Genomic DNA, 22977 nt, shown 5'->3' with positions numbered 1-22977 from the left:
AGAAAGTTAGAATAACTAACTAGATTTTCGAACTACTTCCGCTACGGTAGCTCTGTGACCGATACCCGCCCCGTGCTCCACGCCGTCCAAGAACTCTCGGACGCCCTCGACCGGATGTTCGCCGGCATGCGCGAAGACATGGACATGCGGCCGACCGACCTCAGCGCGCTCCGCATGCTGGCCATCCGCGAGCGACGTGCAGAAGAGGTGACCCCGCAGTCGCTCGCCCGTCACATCGGCATCACGACGGCGTCGGCCACCGCGCTGCTCGATCGTCTGACGCAGCAGGGGCACGTCGACCGCGTCGTGCACCCCGACGACCGGAGATCCCGGCTCGTGACGCTGACCCCGCACGCGCGAGAGACGTTCTTCGCGCACTTCTGGCCGCGCATCAGCATCATGAACACGGTCGCCGAACGCTACGACGACGCCGAACTCGCGGTCATCACCGATTTCATGCACCAACTCGCCGACGCCGTCGCGCGTCCGACAGACGGAGAACCCCATGCCGCACCCGCACGCTGAACAGACCTCCCGGAGACCGGGAGTCGGCCTGCGCCTCATCATTCCGGCCGTGCTCGCGATCCTCTGGCTCTCCTGGACCGCCTGGGGCGGCCAGGTGTTCGGGGTGATCTCGGAGGTCACCACGAACGATCAGGCGACGTTCCTGCCGGCGGACGCCGAGTCCACGCGCGCGCTCGAGGCGAGCGAGCAGTTCACCGACACCGCGTCGATCCCGGCGACGGTGATCGCCGCCAAGGACGCGGCGCTCGCGCCCGAGGATCTCGCCGAAGCGCAGGAGTTCGCCGACGGTCTGACAGACATCGCGGGCGTGGATCAGGTGATCCCGCCGCAGCCGTCCGAAGATCAGGAGGCCGTGCAGATCCTCGTCCTGCTCGCCGAAGACGCCACCGAGACCGGTGCGCTCGACGACCTGCGCAGCGCGGTGGCGGACGACTTCACGGGTTCGTGGACCGCGCACGTGACCGGCCCGGCTGCGCTCACCGGTGATCTCACGGAGGCCTTCGCCGGCATCGATGGGCTGCTGCTCGTCGTCGCGCTCGTCGCGGTCTTCGTGATCCTGGTCGTCGTATACCGCTCGATCCTGCTGCCGATTCTCGTGCTCCTCTCGTCGATGGCGGCGCTCTGCGCGGCGATCTCGGTAATCTACCTCATGGCGCAGGCCGACTGGATCCAACTCAACGGACAGGTCCAGGGCATCCTCTCGATCCTCGTGATCGGGGCGGCGACGGACTATTCGCTCCTGCTCGTGGCGCGGTATCGCGAGGAACTCCTGGTGGAGCCCTCCCGCTTCACCGCCCTGTGGACGGCGCTGCGGCGCTCGACGCCTCCGGTGCTCGCCTCGGGCGGCACGGTCGCGATCGCCCTCCTGTGCCTGCTGTTCTCCGACCTCAACTCGAACCGCGCGCTCGGGCCCGTCGCCGCCGCAGGAATCGTGTTCTCGATGGCGGCGACGCTGAGCTTCCTGCCCGCCCTGCTCGCCCTCATGGGGCGCTGGGTCTTCTGGCCGCGAATTCCGCGCCCCTCGGGGGCCGCGAACACCGCGGCAGTCGAGACCGCGCACGCGCGGCACGGGTCCCGCCCGGGGCTCTGGGGCCGTGTCGCCCGCGGTGTCGAAGCACGACCGCGTGTGATCTGGATCGTCGTCACGGTGCTGCTCCTCGCGGGCGCCGTCGGTGTCACCGATCTCAAGGCGAACGGCATCGCGCAGTCCGACGTCGTGCTCGGCGAGACCGAGACGAAGGCCGGGCAGGAACTGCTCGAGCAGCACTTCGACGCGGGCACCGGGGCGCCGGCCGACATCTACGCCGATTCCGACTCGGCCGAGCAGGCGCTGGACGCCGTCGAGAGCGTGTCGGGGGTCGCGAGCGCGTACCTCGTCGGCGACTCGGGCGCTCCGGCGCGGAATGCCGACGAGGCCCGGGTCGAGTCCGGCCGAGTGGAGATCTCTGCGACGCTCGGCGACCCGGGCGACTCGCTCGAAGCGGAGCAGACGATCATCGATCTGCGCGACGCCCTCGCGGACGTCGACGGCGAGACACTCGTGGGCGGCACCACGGCGACGCAGCTCGACACCAACGAGACCGCGCAGCGGGATCTCCGCGTGATCATTCCGCTCGTGCTGCTCGTGATCGGCGTGATCCTGGTCATCCTGCTGCGTTCCCTGGTAACCCCGCTCATCCTCATCGCCACGACCGTGCTGTCCTATCTGACGGCGCTCGGCATCTCGGCGTGGGTGTTCAACCACCTCTTCCAGTTCCCCGGCGCCGACCCGACGGTGCCGCTCTTCGGGTTCATGTTCCTCGTCGCGCTCGGGGTGGACTACAACATCTTCCTGATGACGCGCGCTCGCGAGGAGGCGGTCGTCCACGGGGCGGCCGAAGGTCTGCTCCGGTCGCTCGTGGTCACCGGCGGCGTGATCACCTCGGCGGGAATCGTGCTCGCCGCGACGTTCTCGGCGCTCGCGGTGCTCCCGCTGATGTTCATGGTGCAGCTCGCGTTCCTCGTGGCGCTCGGCGTGTTCATCGACACCTTCATCGTGCGCACCCTGCAGGTGCCCGCCTTGGGCGTCGACATCGGCCGCCGCATCTGGTGGCCGTCGCGACTCGGTCGTGCACCGCACGCGGTCGATGCGAGGCCTGCGCGCGAGCCCGCCGACCACGGGTGAGCGGCTACCCGCCCGACCGCTGGTGACGGCTCCGCGAGGCGGTCGGGCGGGTCGCGCGGAGACGCGCGACCGCCTCGGGCACCGCGGCGATCACATCGGCCGCGGTGATCGGGATCCCCGAGGACGCCGACGCGGATCCGCCGCCCGTGGTCTCGGTGATCGTTCCCGAGGCCAGTCGGGCGGCGACATCGTGCACCACCGCGGCGGAGGCCGCGATCGCTCCGAGCAACTCGGGGTCTTCCCGGATCGCATCGCCCTGCGACGCCGCGAGCGCCCCGAGCACGCCCGCCAGCACGTCGCCGGTGCCGGCGGTCGCGAGCCAGGGCGTCGCGGGGCCCGAGAGGAACGCCTGTCCGCCCGGCGTCGCCGTCACCGAGGTCGAGCCCTTGAGCAGCACTGCCGCTCCGAGCCGTTCGGCGAGCTGCAGCGCCGCGGCGACCCTGGCTTCCGTCTTCACGGGACGGGCACGTTTGCTGCGCGTGCGCGCCGGCCACCCTTCGGGCTTCGTGCCGAGTCCGGCCGCCTGCCACAGGCGGGTGAACTCACCGGCGTGCGGGGTCAGGATGGCGGGCGCCGCCGGACGCTCCCCGGTCACGAGGTCGAGCGCACCGGCATCCACGACGACCGGAGCGGCGCCGCCGAGGATCGCGGCGAGCGCGTCGCGTTCGGCCTCCGAACGCTGATCCGGATCCGTCCCCGATCCGATCACCCACGCGTCGCAGTTCGCGGGGTCTGCGGGGGCACCGAACACCGTCTCCGGATGCGCGGCCAGCACGGCGGCGGCGGGGGAGGGCAGCCCGTGCTCGGAGGCACGATCGTCGACGGCCGGCACGTAGCGGACCATGCCGATGCCCGTGCGCCAGGCGGCCGATACGCTCAGCACCGCGGCGCCGGGGAATACCGCCGAGCCGGTGCGGACCGCCAGTACACCGCGGCGGTATTTGTCGTCGGCGAGCCCGGGAGCCGGCAACCACGCGCCCGTCTGGGAATCACCCCAGGCTTCAGCGGGTACCGATTCGGGTGCCGTCGTGGTCGGCGCGGCATTTCGGCGCGTGCGCCGGGACGACGGCGTCACGAGGCCACCGTCGCATTCAAGAAGTCCTGCACCGCGGTCTCCAGCGCGGCGAGGGCGGCGTCCGCCGCCTCACGTCGTTCGCCCGCGCTGCCGGTATCGCTGAACGTATCGATGTAGACCTTGAGTTTCGGCTCCGTACCGCTCGGACGGATCATCACGCGCGAACCGTCCGCGAGGTCGTACCGGAGCACATTGGCCGGTTCGGCGGCGAGACCCGGAGTGAGCAGGTCGCTGGTGCGCTCGATCGCAACGCCGCCGAAACTCGTCGGGGGAGTCGACCGCACCACCTCGGCGAGCGCTGCGACCGCGTCTGCGGAGTCCAGCCGCACCGTGAGCTGCCCGCTCGAGAAGTGCCCGAAGCGCTCGGTGGCGTCGTCGAGCAGGTCGGCGAGCGTGCGCCCCTCGGTCGCGAGCTCCGCTGCGAGCGCGATCACGTCGGCGCTCGCGGAGATGCCGTCCTTGTCGCGCACCACACCCGGGTGCGTGAGATACCCGAGCGCCTCCTCGAAGCCGAAGACGAGGTTCGGCACGCGCGACACCCATTTGAACCCGGACAGCGTCTCGGCGTAGGCGAGCCCGTAGGCGTCGGCCACCACGCTGAGCGCGGGGGAGGAGACGATGGTGCAGGCGAGCGCGCCCGGCGCGTCTCCGTGGAGGGCGCGGTGACGCTCGGCCGCTCGCCAGCCGAGAACGAAGCCGAGCTGATTGCCCGTCAATCGGCGGTATCCCTCGGGCGCGGCATCGTCGGGGAGCGCGATTGCGAGGCGATCCGCGTCGGGATCGTGCGCGACGATGAGGTCCGCCGCGATATCGAGGGCGGTACGGAAGGCCAGGTCGAGCGCTCCGGGCTCCTCGGGGTTCGGGAAGGCCACCGTGGGGAACGTTCCGTCGGGGTGATCCTGCTCGGGCACCGTCGTGACCTCGGGCAGGCCGGCGAGCTTCCACACCCGTCGAGCCGGGGCGGAACCGACTCCGTGCATCGCGGTATAGGCGATCCGGAGCGAGGCGCCCGCGCGGCCGGTCGCCGGCGAGCCGGCCGAGATCGCCTCGGCAGTGGACGCGACGTAGGCGTCCAGCAGCTCGGGGCCGGCGACGCGGAAGTCGTCGGAGCGTGCGAAGCTGTCGATCCGTTGCGCCGCGGCCGCATCGATGCGCGCAGCGATCGCCGCGTCGTCCGGCGGGATGATCTGAGAACCGTTGTCGGCGTCGCCGAGGTACACCTTGTACCCGTTGTCGCGCGGCGGATTGTGACTGGCGGTGACCATCACGCCGGCGGAGGCGCCCAGATGACGCACCGCGAACGCCAGCGCAGGGGTGGGGACGGGTTCGGGGAAGAGGGTGGCCGAGATGCCCGCACCCGCCATCACCGCGGCGACATCGTGCGCGAACACATCGGAGTTGATGCGCCCGTCGTATCCGACGACGATCGACGGGGGTGAGGCGGTGTCGCCGCGCCGCGCCCGTTCGTTGAGGAACTCTGCGAACCCCGCGCTCGTCTGGATGACGACTGCGCGGTTCATGCGCCGCGGTCCCGGGCCGAGTGCGCCGCGGAGGCCCGCGGTGCCGAACGCGAGACGACCGCCGAACGCGTCGGCGAGTTCGCGCATCGCGTCGTCATCACCCGAGGCGGCCGCAGCGAGGAGACGCTCGGTCTCCGAGCGGGTCGCCGGGTCCGGATCCTGATCGGCCCACTGGCGCACCCGCTCGATCAGCGGGTGGTCGCTCGGATCGAATTCTGCCATGCCGATGCTCCGTCCTGACGTGTGATGGAGCCTACGATACCGCTTCGCGCCCGAGGGTTGACCGGACCGGGGGAGCGGTCAATCCTCCATGTTGATCGACTTGGTCTCTTTCGTCAGGATCAGCGAGATCAGCGTCAGCACGGCAGCACCCGAGAGGTAGATGCCGACGAGTCCCGGGCTGCCCTCGGCGAGGGTCCAGAGCCAGACGGCGACGATCGGCGCGAGGGCCGCGCCGAGGATCGAGGAGACGTTGTACGAGATCGCCGAGCCCGTGTAGCGCACGTTCGTGGGGAACATCTCGGGAAGGAACGCGCCCATGGGGCCGAACGTGAGGCCCATCAGGGTGAACCCGAGCGCCAGGAAGAACATCACGACGGCCGTGTTGTCGCTGCCGAGCAGGGGGACGAAGGTGAAGCCGAACAGGATGATCGCCGAGGTGACGACCATGAGGGTGCGGCGACGGCCGAAGCGGTCGGCGAGCGGACCCGAGACCAGCGTGAAGATGCCGAAGAAGACCACGCCGAACACGAGCATCAGGATGAACGAGTTGTACGTGTACCCGAGTCCCGGCACATCGGCGTCGGTCGGACGCGTGCCGAAGGTCAGGGTGTACGAGGTCATGAGGTAGAAGAGCACGTATGTCGCGAGCATCGCGAAGGTGCCGAGGATCAGGCCCTTCCAATGGAACTTGAACGCCTCGGCGAGCGGCATGCGCTTCACCAGGCCCTGCGTCCTGGTGCGCTCGAACGCGCTCGACTCGACCAGTTTCAGGCGAACCCAGAGCCCGACGATCACCATCACCGCGGAGAACAGGAACGGAATGCGCCATCCCCAGCTCAGGAAAGCCTCCGACGGCTGACCGGGATTCGCCGGGTCGGCGAGCACCATGTTGATGCCGTAGAAGAGCAGGTTCGCGATGATGAACCCGAGCGGGGCGCCGAGCTGCGGGAAGGTGCCGTACCAGGCGCGCTTGCCCTCGGGGGCGTTCTCGGTCGCGATGAGCGCCGCACCCGACCACTCGCCGCCGATCGCGAAGCCCTGTGCGAGGCGCATGAGGAGCAGGAGCATGGCCGCCCAGGCGCCGATCGACGCGTGGGTGGGCAGCAGTCCGATGAGGAAGGTCGCGATGCCCATGGTGAGGAGCGACGCCACCAGCGTCGTCTTCCGGCCGATGCGGTCGCCGAGGTGTCCGAAGAACACGGCGCCCAGCGGGCGAGCGAGCATCGCGGCGCCGAACGTCGCGAACGACGCGAGCAGCGCCGTCGTCTCGTTCTCGGACGGGAAGAACAGGTGCGGGAAGACGAGCACCGCCGCGGTCGCGTAGACGTAGAAGTCGTAGAACTCGATCGTCGTGCCGATGAGGCTCGCGAGAACGACGCGCGAACGCGAGTTGCGGGGTGCGGCGGGCGCGCCGGACGCGGCGGGTTGTGCGGAGGCGGAAGTAGACACGAGGTACCTTGCTGCTTGCGGATTGGGCCGCGTGACATTGTACGCCGCGGCTCCCCCGCGCACGAATCCCGCGTCAGGCGGTCGTCAGCCGCGGCACCACTCGCGCGAGGAACTCGCCCAGGCGGCCCTCGGCGGCCTGTCCGGCGGCAAGCACCTCGGCGTGATCGAGCGGCGGCCCGTCATGGTTCGTCGCCGGGTTCGTCACGAGCGTGAGGCCGAGCACCTCCATGCCGGCCTCGCGCGCGGCGATCGCCTCGACAGCGGTGGACATGCCCACAGCCGTGCCCCCGATTCCGTACAGGTACCGCGATTCCGCCGGCGTCTCGTAGTGCGGCCCGCGCACCTGAGCGTAGACGCCCTCGCGGATCGACGAGTCGACCGATCGCACGACCGCGCGCAGGCGCTCGGCGTACAGGTCCGTCAGGTCGATGAAGTGCGCCCCCTCGATCGGGGACTCGCCCGTGAGGTTCAGATGGTCGTTGATGAGCATGGTGTCGCCCGCGCCGAACGCCGGGTCGAGACCGCCCGCGCCGTTCGTCAGTACCGCGATGCGCGCTCCGGCTGCCGCCGCGGTGCGCACTCCGTGCACGACGGCGCGCACGCCGCGACCCTCGTAGAGGTGGGTGCGCGCACCGATGATGAGCGCGTGCCTGCCGTCGGGCATGCGGACCGTGCGGAGGTCGCCGCCGTGGCCGGCGACGCCCGAGGCGTGGAACCCCGGCACCTCGGCGGCCGGGACCGTGCTGATGACCTCGCCGATGAGATCGGCCGCTCGACGCCAGCCGCTGCCGAGCGTCAGTGCGATGTCGAAGCGCTCGACACCCGCGCGGTCGGTGAGGATGCGTGCGGCGTCGCGCGCCAGAGCGGCGGGCTCGTTCTCATGGCTCATGCCTCCAGCCTGGCCGAGCCCGGCGCGCAAGGCAAGATCAGCCGTCACCCGGCGTGGGCCACCGCGCTCTTCAGCACCCGGTACCCGCGAGCCGGGTCGTACCCGTGGATCTCGCGGGTATCGAGCGCGCTCATGAAGTCGAGGATCTCCGCCGTGACCAGCTGGCCGGGGACGAGCACCGGGAACCCGGGAGGGTACGGGGTGACGAAACCGCCCGAGACGGGCCGCAGTCCGGCCTCGACGCGTCGGCGCAGCTCCTCCGGTTGCACGTGCTCGACCGCTCCGCGTCGTTGCCCGGCGAAGAACGCGGTGCGCAGGTCGCCGTCGGGGAGTCCGTCGCCGGCATCGTACCCGTCCGCGAACGCGCTGAAGTCCGGCAACGGCGGCGTCTCGGTCTCGCGCGCCTGCGCGATGTCGGGATCCCGCTGCGCCTGATCGTCCTCGAAACGCTCCGCGAGCTTCACGAGCACCTCGATGAGATAGGCGATGGCGCTCCGGGTGGTGCCGATGTTCGTCATGAACAGCACGGTGTTGCGACTGGTCTTGTTGACCTGGATCCCGTACCGATCCATGAGGTGCTCGTGCTTGAACGTGTCGCCGTCGACACCGGTGCGACTGATCTCGACGGTGATGCGACTCGGATCGACCACGAACTCGTCGGTGTCCCACGCCCGCCACATCGTGGCGAGACCGTCGCGCAGCGGCATCGGCCGACTGGTCTCGCGGTGCTCGGGGGGAATGAGCTCGGTCGCGCTCAGCACCCGGAACGTGCGTCGCAGCAGCGGGTGCCTGGCGATCGCCTGCGAGAGGCTGCTCGCGAGATCCAGTTGGCGCTGCACCAGAGCGAATCCCTCGAGCTCGACCTGTCGTCTCCCGAGATCGAGCGATGCGAGGATCTGGTAGTTCGGCGAGGTCGAGGTGTGCGTCATGAACGCCTCGTGGAACGGCTCCTCGGCGTCGCGCACCCAGTCCTGGTCGTACACGTGGACCATCGACCCCTGACGGAGCGCCGTCAGGGTCTTGTGGGTGGAGTGGGTGGCGTAGACGCGGATCCGTGCGTCCGGACTCGGGATCAGGCGCTCCTCGACCCACACGGCATCGGGCGCTGCGGCGCCGTGCTCGTCGAAGAGTCTGGCCTGCTGCTCGCGGTAGGCGGACGCGTGCGCTGCCGTCTTGAGTCGCTGCTCGAGCCGATGCGCGGCCGCCATCGCCGTGCGACGACGAGTGACGGGGTGGAACGCGGCGAACGCGAACCACGCCTCGTCCCAGAGGAAGACGAGATCGGGCTTGATGGCGAGGCACTCGGCCATGACGCGCTCGGGGTCGTACACGATGCCGTCGAAGGTGCAGTTCGTCAGCGTGATCATGCGGACCTCGTCGAGGCGACCGGCGGCGCGGTAGTCGAGCAGCAGCTGCTTCACGCGGCTGAGCGGTACCGCGCCGTAGAACGCGAACTCGTCGAGCGGGTACGCCTCGAGGTACGCGGTCCGCGCGCCGGTGAGCATCATCGCGTGATGGTGCGATTTGTGACAGTTCCGGTCGACGAGCACGACGTCGCCGGGGGAGACCAGCGCCTGGTGCACGATCTTGTTGGCGGTGGAGGTGCCGTTGGTTACGAAGAACGATCGTCTCGCCCCGAATGCGCGCGCGGCGAGATCCTGGGCCTTCTTGATCGCACCCGTGGGCGCGAGCAGCGAATCGAGACCGCCCGAGGTCGCGCTCGTCTCGGCGAGGAGCAGGTTGAGGCCGTAGAAGTCGACGAGATCCTTGATCCACTTCGAGTTCACCACCGAGCCGCCGCGCGCGATGGGCAGGGCGTGGAACACGCCGACGGGTCGGCGCGCGTGGTACTGAATGGCGGAGAAGAACGGTGCATCGTAGAGGTGGGAGATGCGTCGCAGCAGGGTGAGATGGAGCTCGAGCTGGTCCTCGCGGCGGAAGACACGGCGGAAGCGCCTCGTGAGCACCCCCGCGAGATCCTCGATGTGAGCCCCGGCGACGAGGTAGAGGTCGAGCTCGGGGCGCAGCGCGGCGAGCGTATCGGCGAGCCCGAGCACGCGCTGCACCGACGCGAGCGCGCTCTTCGACGAGTCCGGGTGCAGGCCGGCCGCCTCCCGGGCGAGGTCGATGGTGTCGCGCAGATCGCGACTCAGCGGCTGGTGCGTGCGATCACTGAACCCGGGACGCACGATGCAGGCGAGAATCTTCGGATTCGTGAGCACGGCCGCGATCGCGTCGTCGGCCGACGGCACGATGACGAAGTCGTAGATGAACGAGTCGGCGGGTGCCCTGAGCCGGATCGCCTCCGAGTGGAGTGCGTCGCGATCGGCCACCGTCGTCTCATCGACGACGAGCACCTCGAAGCGCGGGCGGGGGTCGCTGTCGTCCTGCCACTCGGCGCGCTCGGCCTCGTCGAGCTGGTCCTCGCGCGGGTCGTCGGGCACGGAGCTGCCGCGCATGCGCTGCACGACCCGCCCGATCCGTTCGAGGGCGAGCTGGTACTCGCCATCCTCGAGCAGCTCGGCGATCGCCGCGACGTAGCGCTGGCCGAAACCGGCCCAGTACATCTCGATGGTCTCGAGTGCGCGGAGCGAGCGGAACAGCTCGCTGTCGCGGCCGAGCGCCTCGGGTTCGTCGGTGTGGACCAACCGTTTCACCGCGAAGCGGAGGTACTCCCAGGCGTCGCTCCGCAATCGCCAGCTGCTCGCCGGCATTCCGGGGTCTCGCTCGAGTGTCCTGCGTTCCGCCATCGTGATCCCCTCAGCCGCGCTGCTCGATAGTCGATGCCCGAACCATACCGGACCCGTGACGAGTCTACGGAAGCGTGCAATCGTGCTCGCGCATGAACGGTAAACTGGCGGTCATGGCGAGAGCGAGAGACCGCAAGGACAGGATCGTGGTTCTGGGTGGCGGCCCGGGCGGGTACGAGGCGGCGCTCGCCGGGGCTCAGCTCGGCGCAGACGTCACGCTGATCGAGCGCGAGGGCGTCGGCGGAGCGACGGTGCTGACCGATGTCGTGCCGTCGAAGAGCCTGATCGCGACCGCCGACGCGGTGTCCGCGGTCCGGTCGTCGGACATCCTCGGGGTGCAGTCGTTTCTCCCCGGCAGCGAGGGCAAGCCGGTGCGACCCGAAGTCGCCGTGAACCTCGCCGCGGTGAACAAGCGGCTGCTCGCGATGGCCGGTGCTCAGTCCGTCGACATGCTGAACGCGCTGCAGGAGGCCGGGGTGCGCGTCGTGCACGGCGAGGGCCGGCTCGACGGTCCGAACGCGGTCGTCGTCTCGACCGCGGCGGGCGACAGCGGCACCGACTTCGACCGGATCGAGGGCGACACGCTCGTCATCGCCACCGGCTCACGGCCGCGCGAACTGGACTCGGCGAAGCCGGACGGCGAGCGGATCCTGACCTGGAAGCAGCTGTACGAGCTGCGCTCGATCCCCGAGCACCTCATCGTCGTCGGGTCGGGCGTGACGGGTGCCGAATTCGCCAACGCGTACCGCACGCTCGGCGCCGAGGTGACGCTCGTCTCCAGCCGAGACCAGGTGCTGCCGGGTGAGGACGCCGATGCGGCCGCCGTCATCGAGTCGGCGTTCAAGCGGATCGGCATGAACGTGATGTCGAAGTCGCGCGCCGATTCGGTGACCCGCACCGAAGACGGTGTGCTCGTGCGCCTCGCGGACGGGCGCGAAGTGACCGGATCCCACTGCCTCATGGCCGTCGGCTCCCTCCCGAACACGCAGGGCATCGGTCTGCGTGCTGCGGGCATCGAGCTCACCGAGAGCGGCCACATCTACGTCAACAAGGTCGCCCGCACCTCGGTCCCGTCGATCTACGCGGCGGGTGACTGCACCGCCATGCTGCCGCTCGCCTCCGTTGCGTCGATGCAGGGGCGTACGGCCATCATGCACGCGCTCGGCGACTTCGTCCGACCCCTCAACCTGCGCAACGTCTCCGCGAACGTCTTCACGGCTCCCGAGATCGCGACGGTCGGCTGGAACGAGAAGTCGCTCTCCGAAGCCTCCGACATGGCGAAGGCGGTCTCGCACACCATCCCGCTGCCGGTGAACCCGCGGGCGAAGATGGTCGGCATCAAGGACGGTTTCGTCAAGCTCTTCGCTTGGAAGGTGTCGGGCACCGTGATCGGCGGGGTGATCGTCGCACCCCGTGCCTCCGAGCTCGTCTTCCCGCTCGCGCTCGCCGTCGAGCACCGCCTCACGGTCGACCAGGTGGCCTCCGCATTCGCCGTGTACCCCTCGTTGACCGGCGCGATCACCGATGCCGCGCGGGCGATGCACATGCAGTACGGCGTCGAGGTCGTGGAGTGATGGGACGTCGCGCGTTCGCACGCGGCATTGCCGGGGCCGCGGTGGTCTCGCTGCTCGTCGCGATCACCGGCTGCGCCGCGGGCACCCCCGAGGTCGTGCCGTCGGACGACGACGCCGATGCTGCTGTCACCGTGACGGTGATCGACAACCGCTACGAGCCCGCCGAGGTCGAGATCGCCGTCGGCGACGCTGTGACCTGGGAGTTCGCGGGCGGTATGGAGCACGATGTGGTGGCCGACGACGGTTCGTTCGTGAGCGAACTCACGCGATCGGGCACGTACACCCACGTCTTCACCGCAGCGGGGGAGTATGGCTACGACTGCTCGGTGCACCCCGAGATGACCGGGGTCGTGCGCGTCAGCGAGTAAGCGCTCCCGAGACGGTGTCCGGGTGCCGTCAGACGACGGGCGCCGTTATGCGCACCGATGCCAGCTGCTCGGCGCGCGTCGGAGCGATGTGCACCGTGATGAGCTCGTCCGCGCCCGCACTGGCGGCGAACGACTCGAGCTCGCGATGCACCCGCTCGCGCGCGCCCACCGCGGTGTGCTGCATCATGCCGCGGATCTCGCGCCCGGCAGGAGTGTCGATGAGCGATGCCGCCTCGTCCTCCGACAGCGGCACATCGCGGCCGCGCGAGAGGAAGCTGCGCACGCGACTGACTTCGGCGCGGGAGTGGATCGCCTCCGCCGCCGCATCCGATTCGGCTGCGACCACGTTGACTCCGGCCATCACGTACGGCTCGGGATTGCGCTCGCTCGGCACGTAGTGGGAGCGGTAGTGCTCGATCGCGGAGTGCAGCAGCTGCGGGGCGAAGTGCGAGGCGAACGAGTAGGGCAGTCCGAGCTGGGCGGCGAGGCTCGCGCCGAACATGCTGGAGCCGAGGATCCAGAGCGGCACCTCGGTGCCGCGACCGGGGTAGGCGTTGACCTGCGACCGCGGAATCTCGTCGCTCAGGAACCGCTGGAGCTCGATCACGTCGTTCGGGAAGTTCTCCGCTGCGGCGTGACTGCGGCGGAGCGCCCGGAATGTGGCTCCGTCAGTGCCGGGAGCCCGCCCGAGGCCGAGGTCGATGCGGCCGGGGGAGAGCTCGGCGAGCGTGCCGAACTGCTCGGCGATGACGAGCGGGGAGTGGTTCGGCAGCATGACGCCGCCCGAGCCGAGCCGGATCGTCTCGGTGCGCGCGGCGACGTGCGCGATGAGCACTGCCGTCGCGCTCGAGGCGATCGACGGCATGTTGTGATGCTCGGCGTACCAGACGCGCTGGTAGCCGCTGCGTTCGGCGCTCTGGGCGACGGAGACGGAGTGCGCGAACGCGTCGCGGATGCTGCCGTCCGATTCGACGGTGGCCAGATCGAGGATCGAGAGCGGGGGAAGTGCCATACCCGAGTGCAACGCGCGCGCCGCACCGGTATTCCCGCTCAGTGGTGCTGGTGCAGCGTGCCGTGCGGAACCGCGAACTCGCCCGGTCCGGTATTCGCGAGTGCCGGTGTCGTGACGGCGGAGACGACGAGGGCGGCAACGGTCATCGACAGTGCGAATGCACCCGGGCGGGGTGCGCGAGACGCTGCCGCGTCGTCGGAGTGGCGCCGTCTGATGACCAGTGCGGCGATGACGGCGATCACCCAGTGCAGGCCGATGACGGCGATCGCGGGAACGAATCCGATGGTGGAGGTGAAGAGCAGTGCGAACGCGACGAGCATCGCGACGACGCTCCCCGTGATCGCAGCACGCGGGGCGACGACCCGGCCGGCTCTGAGCACCGCGAGCCCGTACCCGATCTCCAGCAGCGCCAGCACGATGAGGGGAGCGGCCAACCACCACTCGCCCCCGGCGGCTACCGCGAAGAAGATGAGTCCGGAGCCGAGCGACGCCAGAGCCGACCAGATCTGCCCGAACATCAGCGGACGGGTCCGGCTGCGACGCGGTTCTTGTCGGCGCCGATGGCGACACCGAGCAGCACGAGCGCGCTGCCGAGGTGGAGCACGTGGTCGGCGGTGTTCAGCGCGAGGATGTTCGCCGCGGTGTCGGCGATGAAGAAGCCGACGATACCGAGCAGCAGGTACGCCGCGCCGATGACGCCGTTCGCACCCTTCGCGGCGGGCACCGATGCGAGGCCGGCGATGAGCAGCACGCCGCCGATCAGGAGGTGGGCCACGTTGTGCAGCGGGTTGACCTCGAAGATGCCGAGGAGCAGACCGCCCTCGGTCGCGATGAAGTTGACCCCGCCCGTGACGGTGAACCCGAGCAGGCCGACGAGGAGGTAGACGGCGCCGAAGACGACGCCGATGAGGCGGTTCGGTGAGTTCTTCATGGTGAGAGTCCCTTCTGGATGACACGAGCACCACCGGTCAGGTGGTGCATACCCTATGGTTCGGAGCCGCATCTGCACCGGATTGGAATAACCTGTGCGATCGCGCCGAAGGGTCCCCACATGTGTACACCGCGGAAGCGCGCGCACGCCAGCCCTTTCCGTCGCTGTTCTCAACCTGCAACAATCGGTCCATGTCTGACGAGAATGCGCGACACGCGGCGCCCGACCCCGGCGGTTCGCTCAGCGACCCCACCGGCCATGAACCAGCCCTCGTCGCGCAGCGCGGCGCGGACGATGCTGCTCCGCGCGTGCTAGTGCTCGGCGCGACCGGGTATCTCGGCGGCCGCCTGACGCCCCGTCTGCTCAACGCCGGGTATCGCGTGCGGGCCCTCGTCCGCTCGCCCGAGCGTCTCGCGTCCTATCCCTGGTCGAACGAGGTCGAGATCGAGTCCGGCGACGCCAGCGACGGCGACGCCCTCGATGCCGCGCTCGACGGCGTCGACATCGTCTACTTCCTCGTGCACTCGATGTCTGGGGGAAAAGGATTCGCGTCGAAGGACCGCGAGATTGCGGAGGCGGTGGCGGCCGCTGCGGCGCGCGCACAGGTGCGTCGCATCATCTATCTCGGTGGGCTCTTCCCGCGTGACGCGGAGCTCTCGGAGCATCTCGCATCCCGCAAGGAGGTCGGCGATATCCTGCTGAACTCCGGAGTGCCGACCATCGTCCTGCGCGCGGGCGTTGTGATCGGTTCGGGATCGGCGTCGTTCGAGATGGTGCGCCATCTCACCGAGGTGCTCCCGTACATGCCGGCACCCCGCTGGGTGCGCAATTTCATCCAGCCGATCGCGGTACGCGACGTGCTCCACTACCTGCTCGCCGCGGCGCGCGTCGACCCCGGGGTGTCGCGCGGCATCGACATCGGCGGTCCCGATGTCCTCAGGTACGGGCAGATGATGAACGGGTACGCGGTCGTCGCGGGTCTGCCGCAGCGGCGGATCGCGGCACTGCCGGTCTTCACTCCGCGCTTGGCGTCGCACTGGGTGGGCCTCGTGACCCCTATCCCGCGCGTCGTCGCCGGTCCGCTCGTGGAGTCGCTGCAGAACGACTGCGTCATGCACGACCACGATGTCGACGAGATCATGCCGCAGCCGTCCGGTGGGCTGACGCGGTACCGCGAGGCCGTGCGGCTCGCCATGGGGCGCATCGACTTCGATCAGATCGAGACGAGTTGGGTGGACGCCCCCGTACCGAGTGCGCCGAGCGAGCCGCTGCCGAGCGACCCCGACTGGTCGGGGCACCTCGTCTTCACCGACACACGATCCCGTTCGACCTCGGCGTCGCGTGCGGCTCTGTGGGCCGTCATCCAGGGCATCGGGGGAGCGAACGGCTGGTACTCGCCGCCGTTGCTGTGGTCGGTGCGCGGGTGGATGGACCGATTCGTGGGAGGTGTCGGCCTGCAGCGCGGGCGGCGCAGCCGGTCCGCCGCGCGGGTCGGCGATGTCATCGATTTCTGGCGTGTGGAGGCGAGCGACCCCGAGGAGGTCTTGCGGCTCCGGGCCGAGATGCGGGTGCCGGGACAGGCGTGGCTCGAACTCGGCATCGCCGAGGGCGACGAAGGCCTCGAGTATCGTCAGCGTGCCGTGTTCTTTCCGCGCGGTCTCAGCGGGCGACTGTACTGGCTCGCGGTCCTCCCGTTCCACGGGCTCATCTTCGCGGGCATGTCGCGGCGGATCGTCGACCTGGCAGAGGCCGGAGACGAGGACGGTCAGTGACGCGACTGCGGCGCACCTCGCCGGACCAGCCCGGGTGGACGCGCAAGCCGCACGGGCGGGGGTTCTCCTATCTCGATGAGGACGGCAACCGTCTCGCTCCCGACCAGGTCGCGCGCATCCGCTCGCTCGCGATCCCGCCGGCATGGCGGGACGTGTGGATCGCCCCCGATCCCCTCGGGCATCTGCAGGCGGTCGGGACGGACGACGCCGGACGCCGCCAGTACCGCTATCACGACGAGTGGCGGCGGCGGAGGGACGATCAGAAGTTCGAACGCGTGACGCGAGCCGCCCTGGCGCTGCCGACGGCACGCGAGGCGATGCTCGCCGATCTCGGGCAGGACGGTATGAGTCTCGAGCGAGCGGCCGCTGCGGCGGTGCGACTCCTGGATCTCGGATACTTCCGGATCGGTTCCGATGCGTACGCCGAGAACGACTCGTTCGGACTCACGACCCTGCTGCGCCGTCACGTGCGGAAACGCGGTGAGGTGCTCGTCTTTTCCTTCGTCGGCAAGTCACAGGTCGAGCACCGCATCGAGATCGACGATGCCGCGGCGATCACGGCGGTGGACACCATGCGTCGGCGTCGCGGCGGGAGCGATCGCCTGCTCGCCTACAAGCGAGTCAACCGATGGTCCGATCTCGGTGCGGAGGCCGTGAACGAGTATCTCCGCCATCAGCTGGGCGAAGAGCTGACGGCGAAGGACTTCCGCACCTGGCACGCGACGGTGCTCGCGGCGGCGGCGCTGGCGCGCACCGACGAGCACGGAGAATCCGCGGCATCACGGAAGCGCGCCGTCGCCGCGGCCATGCGCGAGGTGGCCGGGTACCTCGGCAACACTCCGGCGGTGGCGCGCAGCTCGTATGTCGACCCGAGGGTCGTCGAGCAGTACGAGCGCGGGGCGACGGTGGCTCCCGCGCTGGCGGCTGCGGGTGTGGAGGACGGGCATGACGCCTCCCAGGCGGCGCTGGAGCAGGCCACACTCGAGTTGCTCGGGATCCGCGCCGATCAGTGATCGCTCGACGGCGCTTCGGCGTCGTCGTGGCAGGAGATCATGCGCGCGAGGAACGCCGCGACGATCGCGCGGTCGGACTCGGTCATCTCATCTGCGACGCGGAACAGTCGATCGTGCATGAGCCGCAGCGTTTCGCGCACCTCGCGATCACCGTCGTCCGTCGCCTCGAGTGCGACGGAGCGTCGGTCGTCGGGGTGCGGGACGCGCCGGGCGTAGCCGTCGCGCACGAGTCGATCGACGAGCACACTCGCCGACGGTGTCGTGATGTCGAGCTTCGCGGCGAGATCCTTCTGCCGCACCGTCACGCTCCGGGCGCGAGCGTCGAGCAGGTAGCGCAGTGCCAGGATGTCTTTCTCGCCCATGCCCATCTCGCCGCGTACGCGGGCGCGCATGCGCACCTCGGCCTCCCGATACCGGCGCATGAGGTTCAGCAGATCCACGGCCGACACCGTTTCGGTTCCCGTGCCGTACCAGTATCCTGAGGACTCATGGGGGATGTTGTGGTGCGACACGGCGATGCCCTCCATGAATGTTGCAGTGACTAACAATGACTGTTAGTTTTTATAACTGTTGAACCTCAGAATAGTAACAGCCGATCAGTGAGGAGCTCAAAGGTGAGCGAATTTCTTGCGGAGCACATCGAACGGAGTCTGCGCGTGTACCCCGAGGTCGCCGGCGCGACCGTGACCGTATCGGACCGGCCGGATGAGTGGGAGCTCGCGATCGACATCACCGTCGGCAGCGCCGGCGTCATCGAACGCGTGATCCAGTCGGTCACCCACGAACTGCTGCCGGCGGTCGAGCAGCTCGCCGGGCGTGCGGCGACCTCGCGACGCGTCGACTTCCATCTGCCCTCGGGGGAGACGGTGCACTCGGAACTGCTGTCCAGACGCGGACTCGAGACGGGCAATATCGTTCTCCCTCTGCATCCCGATATCGACCATCACGAGCCCACGGCCGCGTGAACCCCCGTCCATCCGCATCACACCTCAGGAGCCTGTCATGATCGATCTCTCGTCAGCCGCATCGGCCTTCGCCGCAGACCACGCGTCGGGACGCACACTCGTGCTCCCCACGAGCTGGGACGTGTGGTCGGCGTCGCTCGTCGAACAGGCCGGCTTCTCGGGTGCCACCATCGGCAGCCACCCCGTTGCGAACAGCCTCGGATACGAGGACGGCGAACAGATCGACGTGGACACGTACTTCGGTCTGGTGAAGTGCATCACCGCGGCAGTGGGCATCCCGGTCAGCGTCGACGTGGAGTCCGGATACGGGCTGGACGCCCGCGAGCTGGCGAGCCGCGTGATGGAGGCCGGCGCCGTCGGCATGAACGTCGAAGACACGGTGCACTCGCAGGGCGGGCGCATCCGCGACCGCGACGAGCACGCCGACTACATCGCGGCGATCCGCCAGGCGTGCGATGAGGCCGGAGTCGATGTCGTCATCAACGGGCGCACGGACGCCCTGGTGCACGGCACCGCGGCGTTCGCCGATCCGATCGCGGAAGCCGTCGCCCGCGTGGCGGCACTCGAGGCCGCGGGTGCGCGCGCGGTCTACCCCGTCAAGCTTCCGGACGCCGAGGCGGTCTCCCGCCTCGTGGCCGCGGTATCCGTGCCCGTCAACGTCACCGCGGACCCGCGCACCGGATCGCCGGCGGGCGGCCTCCGTGACCTGACCGAACTCGGCGTGCGACGCGTCACCTTCGGCCCGCTGTGGCAGGCCGCACTCGGCGACACCAGCTCGGACTGGCTCGGCAGCTGGAAGGGCTGACCTACGCGTCGTCGACGATCGAGAGCAGGAGGTGTCCATTGGACACCGTCTTGCCGATCGGCGCATCGATGCCGGTGACAACCCCGTCGCGGTGGGCGTAGATGGACTGCTCCATCTTCATCGCTTCGAGCACGGCGACCAGTTCGCCGCTCTCGACGCTCTGACCCTCGTCCACGGCGACCTTGACGACCGTCGCCTGCATGGGGGCGGTCACCGAGTCGCCGCCCGTGCCCGCGACCGACGTCGACTGGGCTCGGCGAGGAGCCGGACCCCGCGTGATGTCCTGATCGGCGAGCGGCACCAGGGTGGCCGGCATGACCACCTCGAGACGGCGCCCGGCGACTTCGACGACGACGGAGCGCACCTTCTCGTGCTGAGCGGGCTGGGCGATCTGGCCCTCCCACGGCTCGATGTCGTTGACGAACTCGTTCTCGATCCACAGCGTGTACACGCCGAATCGCCCGTCCTCGGCGGTGAACGCCGGATCCCGAACGATCTTGCGGTGGAACGGGAGCACCGTCGGCAGGCCCTGGATCTCGAACTCGTCGAGGGCACGACGCGAACGCTCCAGCGCCTCCTCGCGCGTGCGGCCCGTGACGATGAGCTTGCCGAGCATCGAGTCGAACGCACCCGACACGACGTCGCCCGAGGCGACACCCGTGTCGACGCGCACGCCGGGTCCCGAGGGAGCCGTGAACCGCGCGACCGGCCCGGGGGCCGGGAGGAAACCGTTGCCGGGATCCTCGCCGTTCAGACGGAACTCGAAGGAGTGACCGTGGGCCTCGGGGTCGTCGTAATCGATCGTGCCGCCCGCGGCGATGCGGAACTGCTCGCGCACCAGGTCGATGCCCGTGACTTCTTCGGAGACGGGATGCTCGACCTGCAGGCGCGTGTTGACCTCGAGGAAGGAGACCGTGCCGTCCTGCGCCACGAGGAACTCGCACGTGCCTGCGCCGACGTACCCGACTTCGTGCAGGATCGCCTTCGAGGCCCGATACAGCTCGGTGCGCTGCTCATCCGTCAGGTACGGAGCCGGCGCCTCTTCGACCAGCTTCTGGTGCCGGCGCTGCAGGGAGCAGTCGCGCGTCGACACGACGACCACATTGCCGTGCTGATCGGCGAGGCACTGCGTCTCGACGTGGCGCGGCTTCTCGAGGTACTTCTCGACGAAGCACTCGCCGCGTCCGAACGCCGCGACGGCCTCCCGAGTGGCCGACTCGAAGAGCTCGGCGATCTCGTCGCGCTCATAGGCGACCTTGAGACCGCGACCGCCACCGCCGAAGGCCGCCTTGATGGCGACGGGGAGACCGTGCTCATCGGCGAAGGCGATGACCTCGTCTGCTCCGGACACCGGGTCGCTCGTGCCGGCGGCGAGCGGAGCGTTGACCTTCTCGGCAACGTGACGCGCGGAGACCTTGTCGCCGAGACGCTCGATGGCGTCGGGGCCAGGGCCGATCCACGTCATGCCCGCAGTGATGACCGCCCGCGCGAAGTCGGCGTTCTCTGCCAGGAACCCGTACCCGGGGTGGACCGCGTCGGCGCCGGAACGGCGTGCGGCGCCCAGTACCTTCTCGATGGAGAGATAGGTCTCGGCGCTCGTGGCTCCGTTCAGGGCGTAGGCCTCGTCCGCGAGCTGCGAGTGAAGCGCATCGCGATCCTGGTCGGCGTAGATCGCGACCGACGCGATACCGCTGTCTTTCGCGGCTCGGACGATGCGGACGGCGATCTCGCCTCGGTTGGCGATGAGCACTTTACGAATGCGCGACATGACCACCAGCATATGGGAGGGAGTGCGCGGATTCTTGGAGGAGAGATACAAACCTCGACGCGATTCGTTGCCGGAGGCCACAGTTCGGCGAGCCCCGGTCCGCCGCTGTCCACGGGTCTCGGAGACTAGACTGGCTCCGTGGTGAATCCAGAAATCCAAGGCAGGACGTACCCGTCGACCGCCCCCTACCTCGTCGGACGCGAGAAGGTGCGCGAATTCGCGCGGGCCGTGCTGAGCGAAGCCCCGATCCATGTCGACCCCGAGGCGGCCCGCGCCGCGGGGTATGCCGATGTCGTCGCCCCGCCGACCTTCCCGGTCGTGGTGCAGGAGGCGACCCTGGCGCAGCTGCTCGCCGACGCGGAAGCCGGTGTCGACTTCACCCGCGTCGTGCACGGCGATCAGCGGTTCACGTACTCGCGTCCCGTCTTCGCCGGCGACGAACTGACCGCGACACTGACGATCACTGCGGTGAAGCAGCTCGGCGGCCACTCGATGGTCACCGCGTCGAGCGAGATCGCGGATGTCGCGGGCGACCACGTGGTCACCGCGGTGTCCACGCTCGTGGTGCGCGCCGAGGACACCGATGCAGAGGGGAACGACGCATGACCGCTCCGGACTTTGCGAGCCTCACCGTCGGCGACGTCGTCGCCGAGCGCACCGTGCTGCTGCAGCGCGACGAGCTCGTGCGCTACGCCGGTGCCTCGGGCGACTTCAACCCGATTCACTACCGCGATGATGTCGCCCAGTCCGTGGGGCTGCCCGGGGTGCTCGCGCATGGCATGCTCACGATGGGCATTGCGAACACGCCCGTCGCCGAGTGGCTCGGGACGGCAGGCTGGATTCAGGACACGCAGGCCCGATTCACGCGGCCCGTCCCGGTCGATGCGCGTTCCGGAGCGGAGGTCGGCGTCACGGCGACCATCGGGGCGATCGACGCGGACGCGCGCTCCGCCCGCATCGACGTCACGGTGCTCTTCGACGGGCAGCGGGTGCTCGGCAAGGCGCAGGTGCGGGTGGCGTTCGCGTGACCCCGGTCGCCGATGCCACATTCGCCGAGCTGACCACGATGCGGGTCGGCGGGCCGGCCGACGAGGTCATCACCGCGGAGACGTCGGACGATCTCGTCAGGCATGCGAGCCGGCTCTGGGCCGAGGACGAGCCGTGGATGCTGCTGGGCGGTGGTTCGAACACGGTGGTATCCGACGACGGCTTCCCCGGTACGGTGCTGCTCGTGCGCAATACCGGCATCGAGGTCGTGGAGAGCGACGCGACGCCCGCGGGTCGCGTCCGCCTGCGCGTGCAGGCCGGACACGACTGGGATCAGCTGGTCGAGGCCTGCGTGGAGCGCGGATGGTCGGGGATCGAGGCCCTCTCGGGCGTGCCCGGTCGCGCCGGAGCCGCGCCGGTGCAGAACATCGGTGCCTACGGCCAGGAGCTGTCGGACGTGCTCCACTCCATCACGTTCCTCGACTTCGCGTCCGATGAGGTGCGCCGCATTCCGGCGGCCGAACTCGCGCTCGGCTACCGGACCTCGGCGATCAAGGAGGGGCTCGCCGGGGTCGTTCTCTCGATCGACCTGCTGCTGTGGGCGAACGAGGACCGGAACAACCCGATGAGCGGGCCGGTGGCCTACGGACAGCTGGCCGACGCCCTCGGGGTCACGGTGGGGGATCGGGTGTCGATCCGCGAACTGCGCCGCACCGTGCTCAGGCTTCGCGCCTCGAAGGGCATGGTGCTCGACGCCGACGACCACGACACCTGGAGCTCGGGTTCGTTCTTCACGAATCCGATCGTGACCGAGCACTTCGCGCGATCGCTGCCGCTGGACGCGCCGAAGTTTCCTGTGCCCGGCGCGGAGCCGGCGCCTGCAGTGACCTCCCTCGAGGATCTCGCGGCCGGGGCGCCGTTGCGGATCCCCGACGCGGCACCGGAACGCATGATCAAGCTGTCCGCGGCCTGGCTCATCGAGCGCTCCGGCATCTCCCGGGGGTATCGACTGCCCGGTTCGGGCGCCGCAGTGTCTTCGAAGCACACCCTGGCGATCACCAACCGCGGTGCATCATCCGCAGCGGACGTCGCCGAGCTCGCCCGCTTCATCGTGCAGCGGGTGCAGCAGGAGTTCGGCGTCGTTCTGGCACCCGAGCCGAATCTGTACGGCCTCGAGGCCTAGCGGAG

The 22977-nt window shown here is 69.4% G+C and carries 21 protein-coding genes; 11 read left to right on the top strand and 10 right to left on the bottom strand.

The features are described 5' to 3' along the window. Window positions 1-54: 54 nt before the first annotated feature. The gene (locus J4H85_RS12585; protein WP_307863667.1) at window positions 55-525 is read left to right on the top strand and encodes a MarR family winged helix-turn-helix transcriptional regulator; all 471 of its coding nucleotides are present in this window, start codon (window positions 55-57) and stop codon (window positions 523-525) included. Next, window positions 506-2689, top strand: coding sequence for an MMPL family transporter (locus J4H85_RS12580; protein ID WP_208240124.1), 2184 nt, complete (start codon window positions 506-508; stop codon window positions 2687-2689). Before J4H85_RS12585 ends, J4H85_RS12580 begins: the two co-directional genes overlap by 20 nt. Before the next feature lie 4 nt (window positions 2690-2693). Here the strand turns inward: J4H85_RS12580 and J4H85_RS12575 are convergent, their stop codons facing one another. The 5 genes from J4H85_RS12575 to J4H85_RS12555 all read right to left on the bottom strand — a co-directional run bounded on the left by J4H85_RS12575 (window position 2694) and on the right by J4H85_RS12555 (window position 10594). Next, the gene (locus tag J4H85_RS12575; protein ID WP_307863666.1) at window positions 2694-3764 is read right to left on the bottom strand and encodes an ADP-dependent NAD(P)H-hydrate dehydratase; all 1071 of its coding nucleotides are present in this window, start codon (window positions 3762-3764) and stop codon (window positions 2694-2696) included. Further along, window positions 3761-5506 (bottom strand): phospho-sugar mutase, encoded by a 1746-nt coding sequence (locus J4H85_RS12570; protein WP_208240122.1) that lies wholly within the window; start codon window positions 5504-5506, stop codon window positions 3761-3763. Before J4H85_RS12570 ends, J4H85_RS12575 begins: the two co-directional genes overlap by 4 nt. Before the next feature lie 78 nt (window positions 5507-5584). Next, on the bottom strand, window positions 5585-6955 hold the full coding sequence (locus J4H85_RS12565; RefSeq protein ID WP_208240120.1) for an MFS transporter: 1371 nt from the start codon (window positions 6953-6955) through the stop codon (window positions 5585-5587). A gap of 73 nt (window positions 6956-7028) precedes the next feature. Next, window positions 7029-7844, bottom strand: coding sequence for a purine-nucleoside phosphorylase (locus J4H85_RS12560; RefSeq protein ID WP_208240118.1), 816 nt, complete (start codon window positions 7842-7844; stop codon window positions 7029-7031). 44 nt (window positions 7845-7888) lie between these two features. After that, the gene (locus J4H85_RS12555; protein WP_208240116.1) at window positions 7889-10594 is read right to left on the bottom strand and encodes an aminotransferase class I/II-fold pyridoxal phosphate-dependent enzyme; all 2706 of its coding nucleotides are present in this window, start codon (window positions 10592-10594) and stop codon (window positions 7889-7891) included. 113 nt (window positions 10595-10707) lie between these two features. Between J4H85_RS12555 and J4H85_RS12550 the strand changes: the two genes are divergently transcribed. Together J4H85_RS12550 and J4H85_RS12545 are read left to right on the top strand one after the other, a co-directional pair. Then, window positions 10708-12168, top strand: coding sequence for an NAD(P)H-quinone dehydrogenase (locus tag J4H85_RS12550; RefSeq protein ID WP_208240115.1), 1461 nt, complete (start codon window positions 10708-10710; stop codon window positions 12166-12168). Next, entirely contained in the window at window positions 12168-12536 is a 369-nt protein-coding gene (locus tag J4H85_RS12545) for a plastocyanin/azurin family copper-binding protein (protein ID WP_208240485.1), read from the top strand. Before J4H85_RS12550 ends, J4H85_RS12545 begins: the two co-directional genes overlap by 1 nt. 28 nt (window positions 12537-12564) lie before the next feature. Here J4H85_RS12545 and J4H85_RS12540 read toward each other — a convergent pair whose 3' ends face one another. Genes J4H85_RS12540 through J4H85_RS12530 form a run of 3 tightly spaced genes read right to left on the bottom strand, consistent with a single transcriptional unit; the run spans window position 12565 to window position 14479 of the window. Continuing rightward, window positions 12565-13548, bottom strand: coding sequence for an LLM class flavin-dependent oxidoreductase (locus tag J4H85_RS12540; RefSeq protein WP_208240114.1), 984 nt, complete (start codon window positions 13546-13548; stop codon window positions 12565-12567). Between the two features lie 38 nt (window positions 13549-13586). Continuing rightward, complete coding sequence (locus J4H85_RS12535) at window positions 13587-14066, bottom strand: hypothetical protein (protein ID WP_208240113.1); 480 nt, start codon at window positions 14064-14066, stop codon at window positions 13587-13589. Beyond that, window positions 14066-14479 (bottom strand): DUF4383 domain-containing protein, encoded by a 414-nt coding sequence (locus J4H85_RS12530; RefSeq protein WP_208240112.1) that lies wholly within the window; start codon window positions 14477-14479, stop codon window positions 14066-14068. Before J4H85_RS12530 ends, J4H85_RS12535 begins: the two co-directional genes overlap by 1 nt. Before the next feature lie 191 nt (window positions 14480-14670). Here J4H85_RS12530 and J4H85_RS12525 point away from each other — a divergent pair, with 191 nt between their 5' ends. Further along, on the top strand, window positions 14671-16251 hold the full coding sequence (locus tag J4H85_RS12525; protein ID WP_208240111.1) for an SDR family oxidoreductase: 1581 nt from the start codon (window positions 14671-14673) through the stop codon (window positions 16249-16251). Next, the gene (locus tag J4H85_RS12520) at window positions 16248-17264 is read left to right on the top strand and encodes a DNA topoisomerase IB (protein WP_208240110.1); all 1017 of its coding nucleotides are present in this window, start codon (window positions 16248-16250) and stop codon (window positions 17262-17264) included. The genes J4H85_RS12525 and J4H85_RS12520 overlap by 4 nt, the downstream gene beginning before the upstream one ends. Here the strand turns inward: J4H85_RS12520 and J4H85_RS12515 are convergent. Next, complete coding sequence (locus J4H85_RS12515) at window positions 17258-17812, bottom strand: MarR family winged helix-turn-helix transcriptional regulator (protein WP_243893630.1); 555 nt, start codon at window positions 17810-17812, stop codon at window positions 17258-17260. The two genes, J4H85_RS12520 and J4H85_RS12515, sit on opposite strands and share 7 nt — an antisense overlap. Before the next feature lie 66 nt (window positions 17813-17878). Here J4H85_RS12515 and J4H85_RS12510 point away from each other — a divergent pair, with 66 nt between their 5' ends. After that, complete coding sequence (locus J4H85_RS12510; protein ID WP_208240109.1) at window positions 17879-18229, top strand: hypothetical protein; 351 nt, start codon at window positions 17879-17881, stop codon at window positions 18227-18229. Between the two features lie 37 nt (window positions 18230-18266). Next, the gene (locus J4H85_RS12505) at window positions 18267-19034 is read left to right on the top strand and encodes an isocitrate lyase/PEP mutase family protein (protein ID WP_208240107.1); all 768 of its coding nucleotides are present in this window, start codon (window positions 18267-18269) and stop codon (window positions 19032-19034) included. 1 nt (window position 19035) lies between these two features. On the opposite strand, the gene J4H85_RS12500 is transcribed toward J4H85_RS12505, so the two are convergent. Further along, on the bottom strand, window positions 19036-20802 hold the full coding sequence (locus J4H85_RS12500; protein ID WP_208240105.1) for an acetyl/propionyl/methylcrotonyl-CoA carboxylase subunit alpha: 1767 nt from the start codon (window positions 20800-20802) through the stop codon (window positions 19036-19038). A 138-nt stretch (window positions 20803-20940) separates the two neighbouring features. On the opposite strand from J4H85_RS12500, the gene J4H85_RS12495 reads away from it, so the two are divergent. The 3 genes from J4H85_RS12495 to J4H85_RS12485 are packed head-to-tail and all read left to right on the top strand — an operon-like array spanning window position 20941 to window position 22972. Next, window positions 20941-21408, top strand: coding sequence for an FAS1-like dehydratase domain-containing protein (locus tag J4H85_RS12495; protein ID WP_208240103.1), 468 nt, complete (start codon window positions 20941-20943; stop codon window positions 21406-21408). Next, window positions 21405-21830, top strand: a complete 426-nt coding sequence (locus tag J4H85_RS12490) for a MaoC/PaaZ C-terminal domain-containing protein (RefSeq protein WP_208240102.1) — start codon at window positions 21405-21407, stop codon at window positions 21828-21830. The genes J4H85_RS12495 and J4H85_RS12490 overlap by 4 nt, the downstream gene beginning before the upstream one ends. 38 nt (window positions 21831-21868) lie before the next feature. Further along, window positions 21869-22972, top strand: coding sequence for a UDP-N-acetylmuramate dehydrogenase (locus J4H85_RS12485; protein ID WP_208240483.1), 1104 nt, complete (start codon window positions 21869-21871; stop codon window positions 22970-22972). Window positions 22973-22977: the final 5 nt, after the last annotated feature.

This window comes from Leucobacter tardus, from assembly GCF_017583045.1.
Lineage (GTDB): Bacteria > Actinomycetota > Actinomycetes > Actinomycetales > Microbacteriaceae > Leucobacter > Leucobacter tardus.
Note: the sequence above shows the minus strand (reverse complement) of the source record. Positions and strands in the feature narration are given on the sequence as shown.

Bases quoted from the DNA above. Each gene is read 5' to 3' on its own strand.
- J4H85_RS12580 (WP_208240124.1), top strand. From the start codon at position 506: ATGCCGCACCCGCACGCTGAACAGACCTCCCGGAGACCGGGAGTCGGC.
- J4H85_RS12570 (WP_208240122.1), bottom strand. From the start codon at position 5,506: ATGGCAGAATTCGATCCGAGCGACCACCCGCTGATCGAGCGGGTGCGC.
- J4H85_RS12560 (WP_208240118.1), bottom strand. From the start codon at position 7,844: ATGAGCCATGAGAACGAGCCCGCCGCTCTGGCGCGCGACGCCGCACGC.
- J4H85_RS12555 (WP_208240116.1), bottom strand. From the start codon at position 10,594: ATGGCGGAACGCAGGACACTCGAGCGAGACCCCGGAATGCCGGCGAGC.
- J4H85_RS12550 (WP_208240115.1), top strand. From the start codon at position 10,708: ATGGCGAGAGCGAGAGACCGCAAGGACAGGATCGTGGTTCTGGGTGGC.
- J4H85_RS12545 (WP_208240485.1), top strand. From the start codon at position 12,168: ATGGGACGTCGCGCGTTCGCACGCGGCATTGCCGGGGCCGCGGTGGTC.
- J4H85_RS12540 (WP_208240114.1), bottom strand. From the start codon at position 13,548: ATGGCACTTCCCCCGCTCTCGATCCTCGATCTGGCCACCGTCGAATCG.
- J4H85_RS12535 (WP_208240113.1), bottom strand. From the start codon at position 14,066: ATGTTCGGGCAGATCTGGTCGGCTCTGGCGTCGCTCGGCTCCGGACTC.
- J4H85_RS12530 (WP_208240112.1), bottom strand. From the start codon at position 14,479: ATGAAGAACTCACCGAACCGCCTCATCGGCGTCGTCTTCGGCGCCGTC.
- J4H85_RS12525 (WP_208240111.1), top strand. From the start codon at position 14,671: ATGTCTGACGAGAATGCGCGACACGCGGCGCCCGACCCCGGCGGTTCG.
- J4H85_RS12505 (WP_208240107.1), top strand. From the start codon at position 18,267: ATGATCGATCTCTCGTCAGCCGCATCGGCCTTCGCCGCAGACCACGCG.
- J4H85_RS12500 (WP_208240105.1), bottom strand. From the start codon at position 20,802: ATGTCGCGCATTCGTAAAGTGCTCATCGCCAACCGAGGCGAGATCGCC.
- J4H85_RS12490 (WP_208240102.1), top strand. From the start codon at position 21,405: ATGACCGCTCCGGACTTTGCGAGCCTCACCGTCGGCGACGTCGTCGCC.
- J4H85_RS12485 (WP_208240483.1), top strand. From the start codon at position 21,869: ATGCGGGTCGGCGGGCCGGCCGACGAGGTCATCACCGCGGAGACGTCG.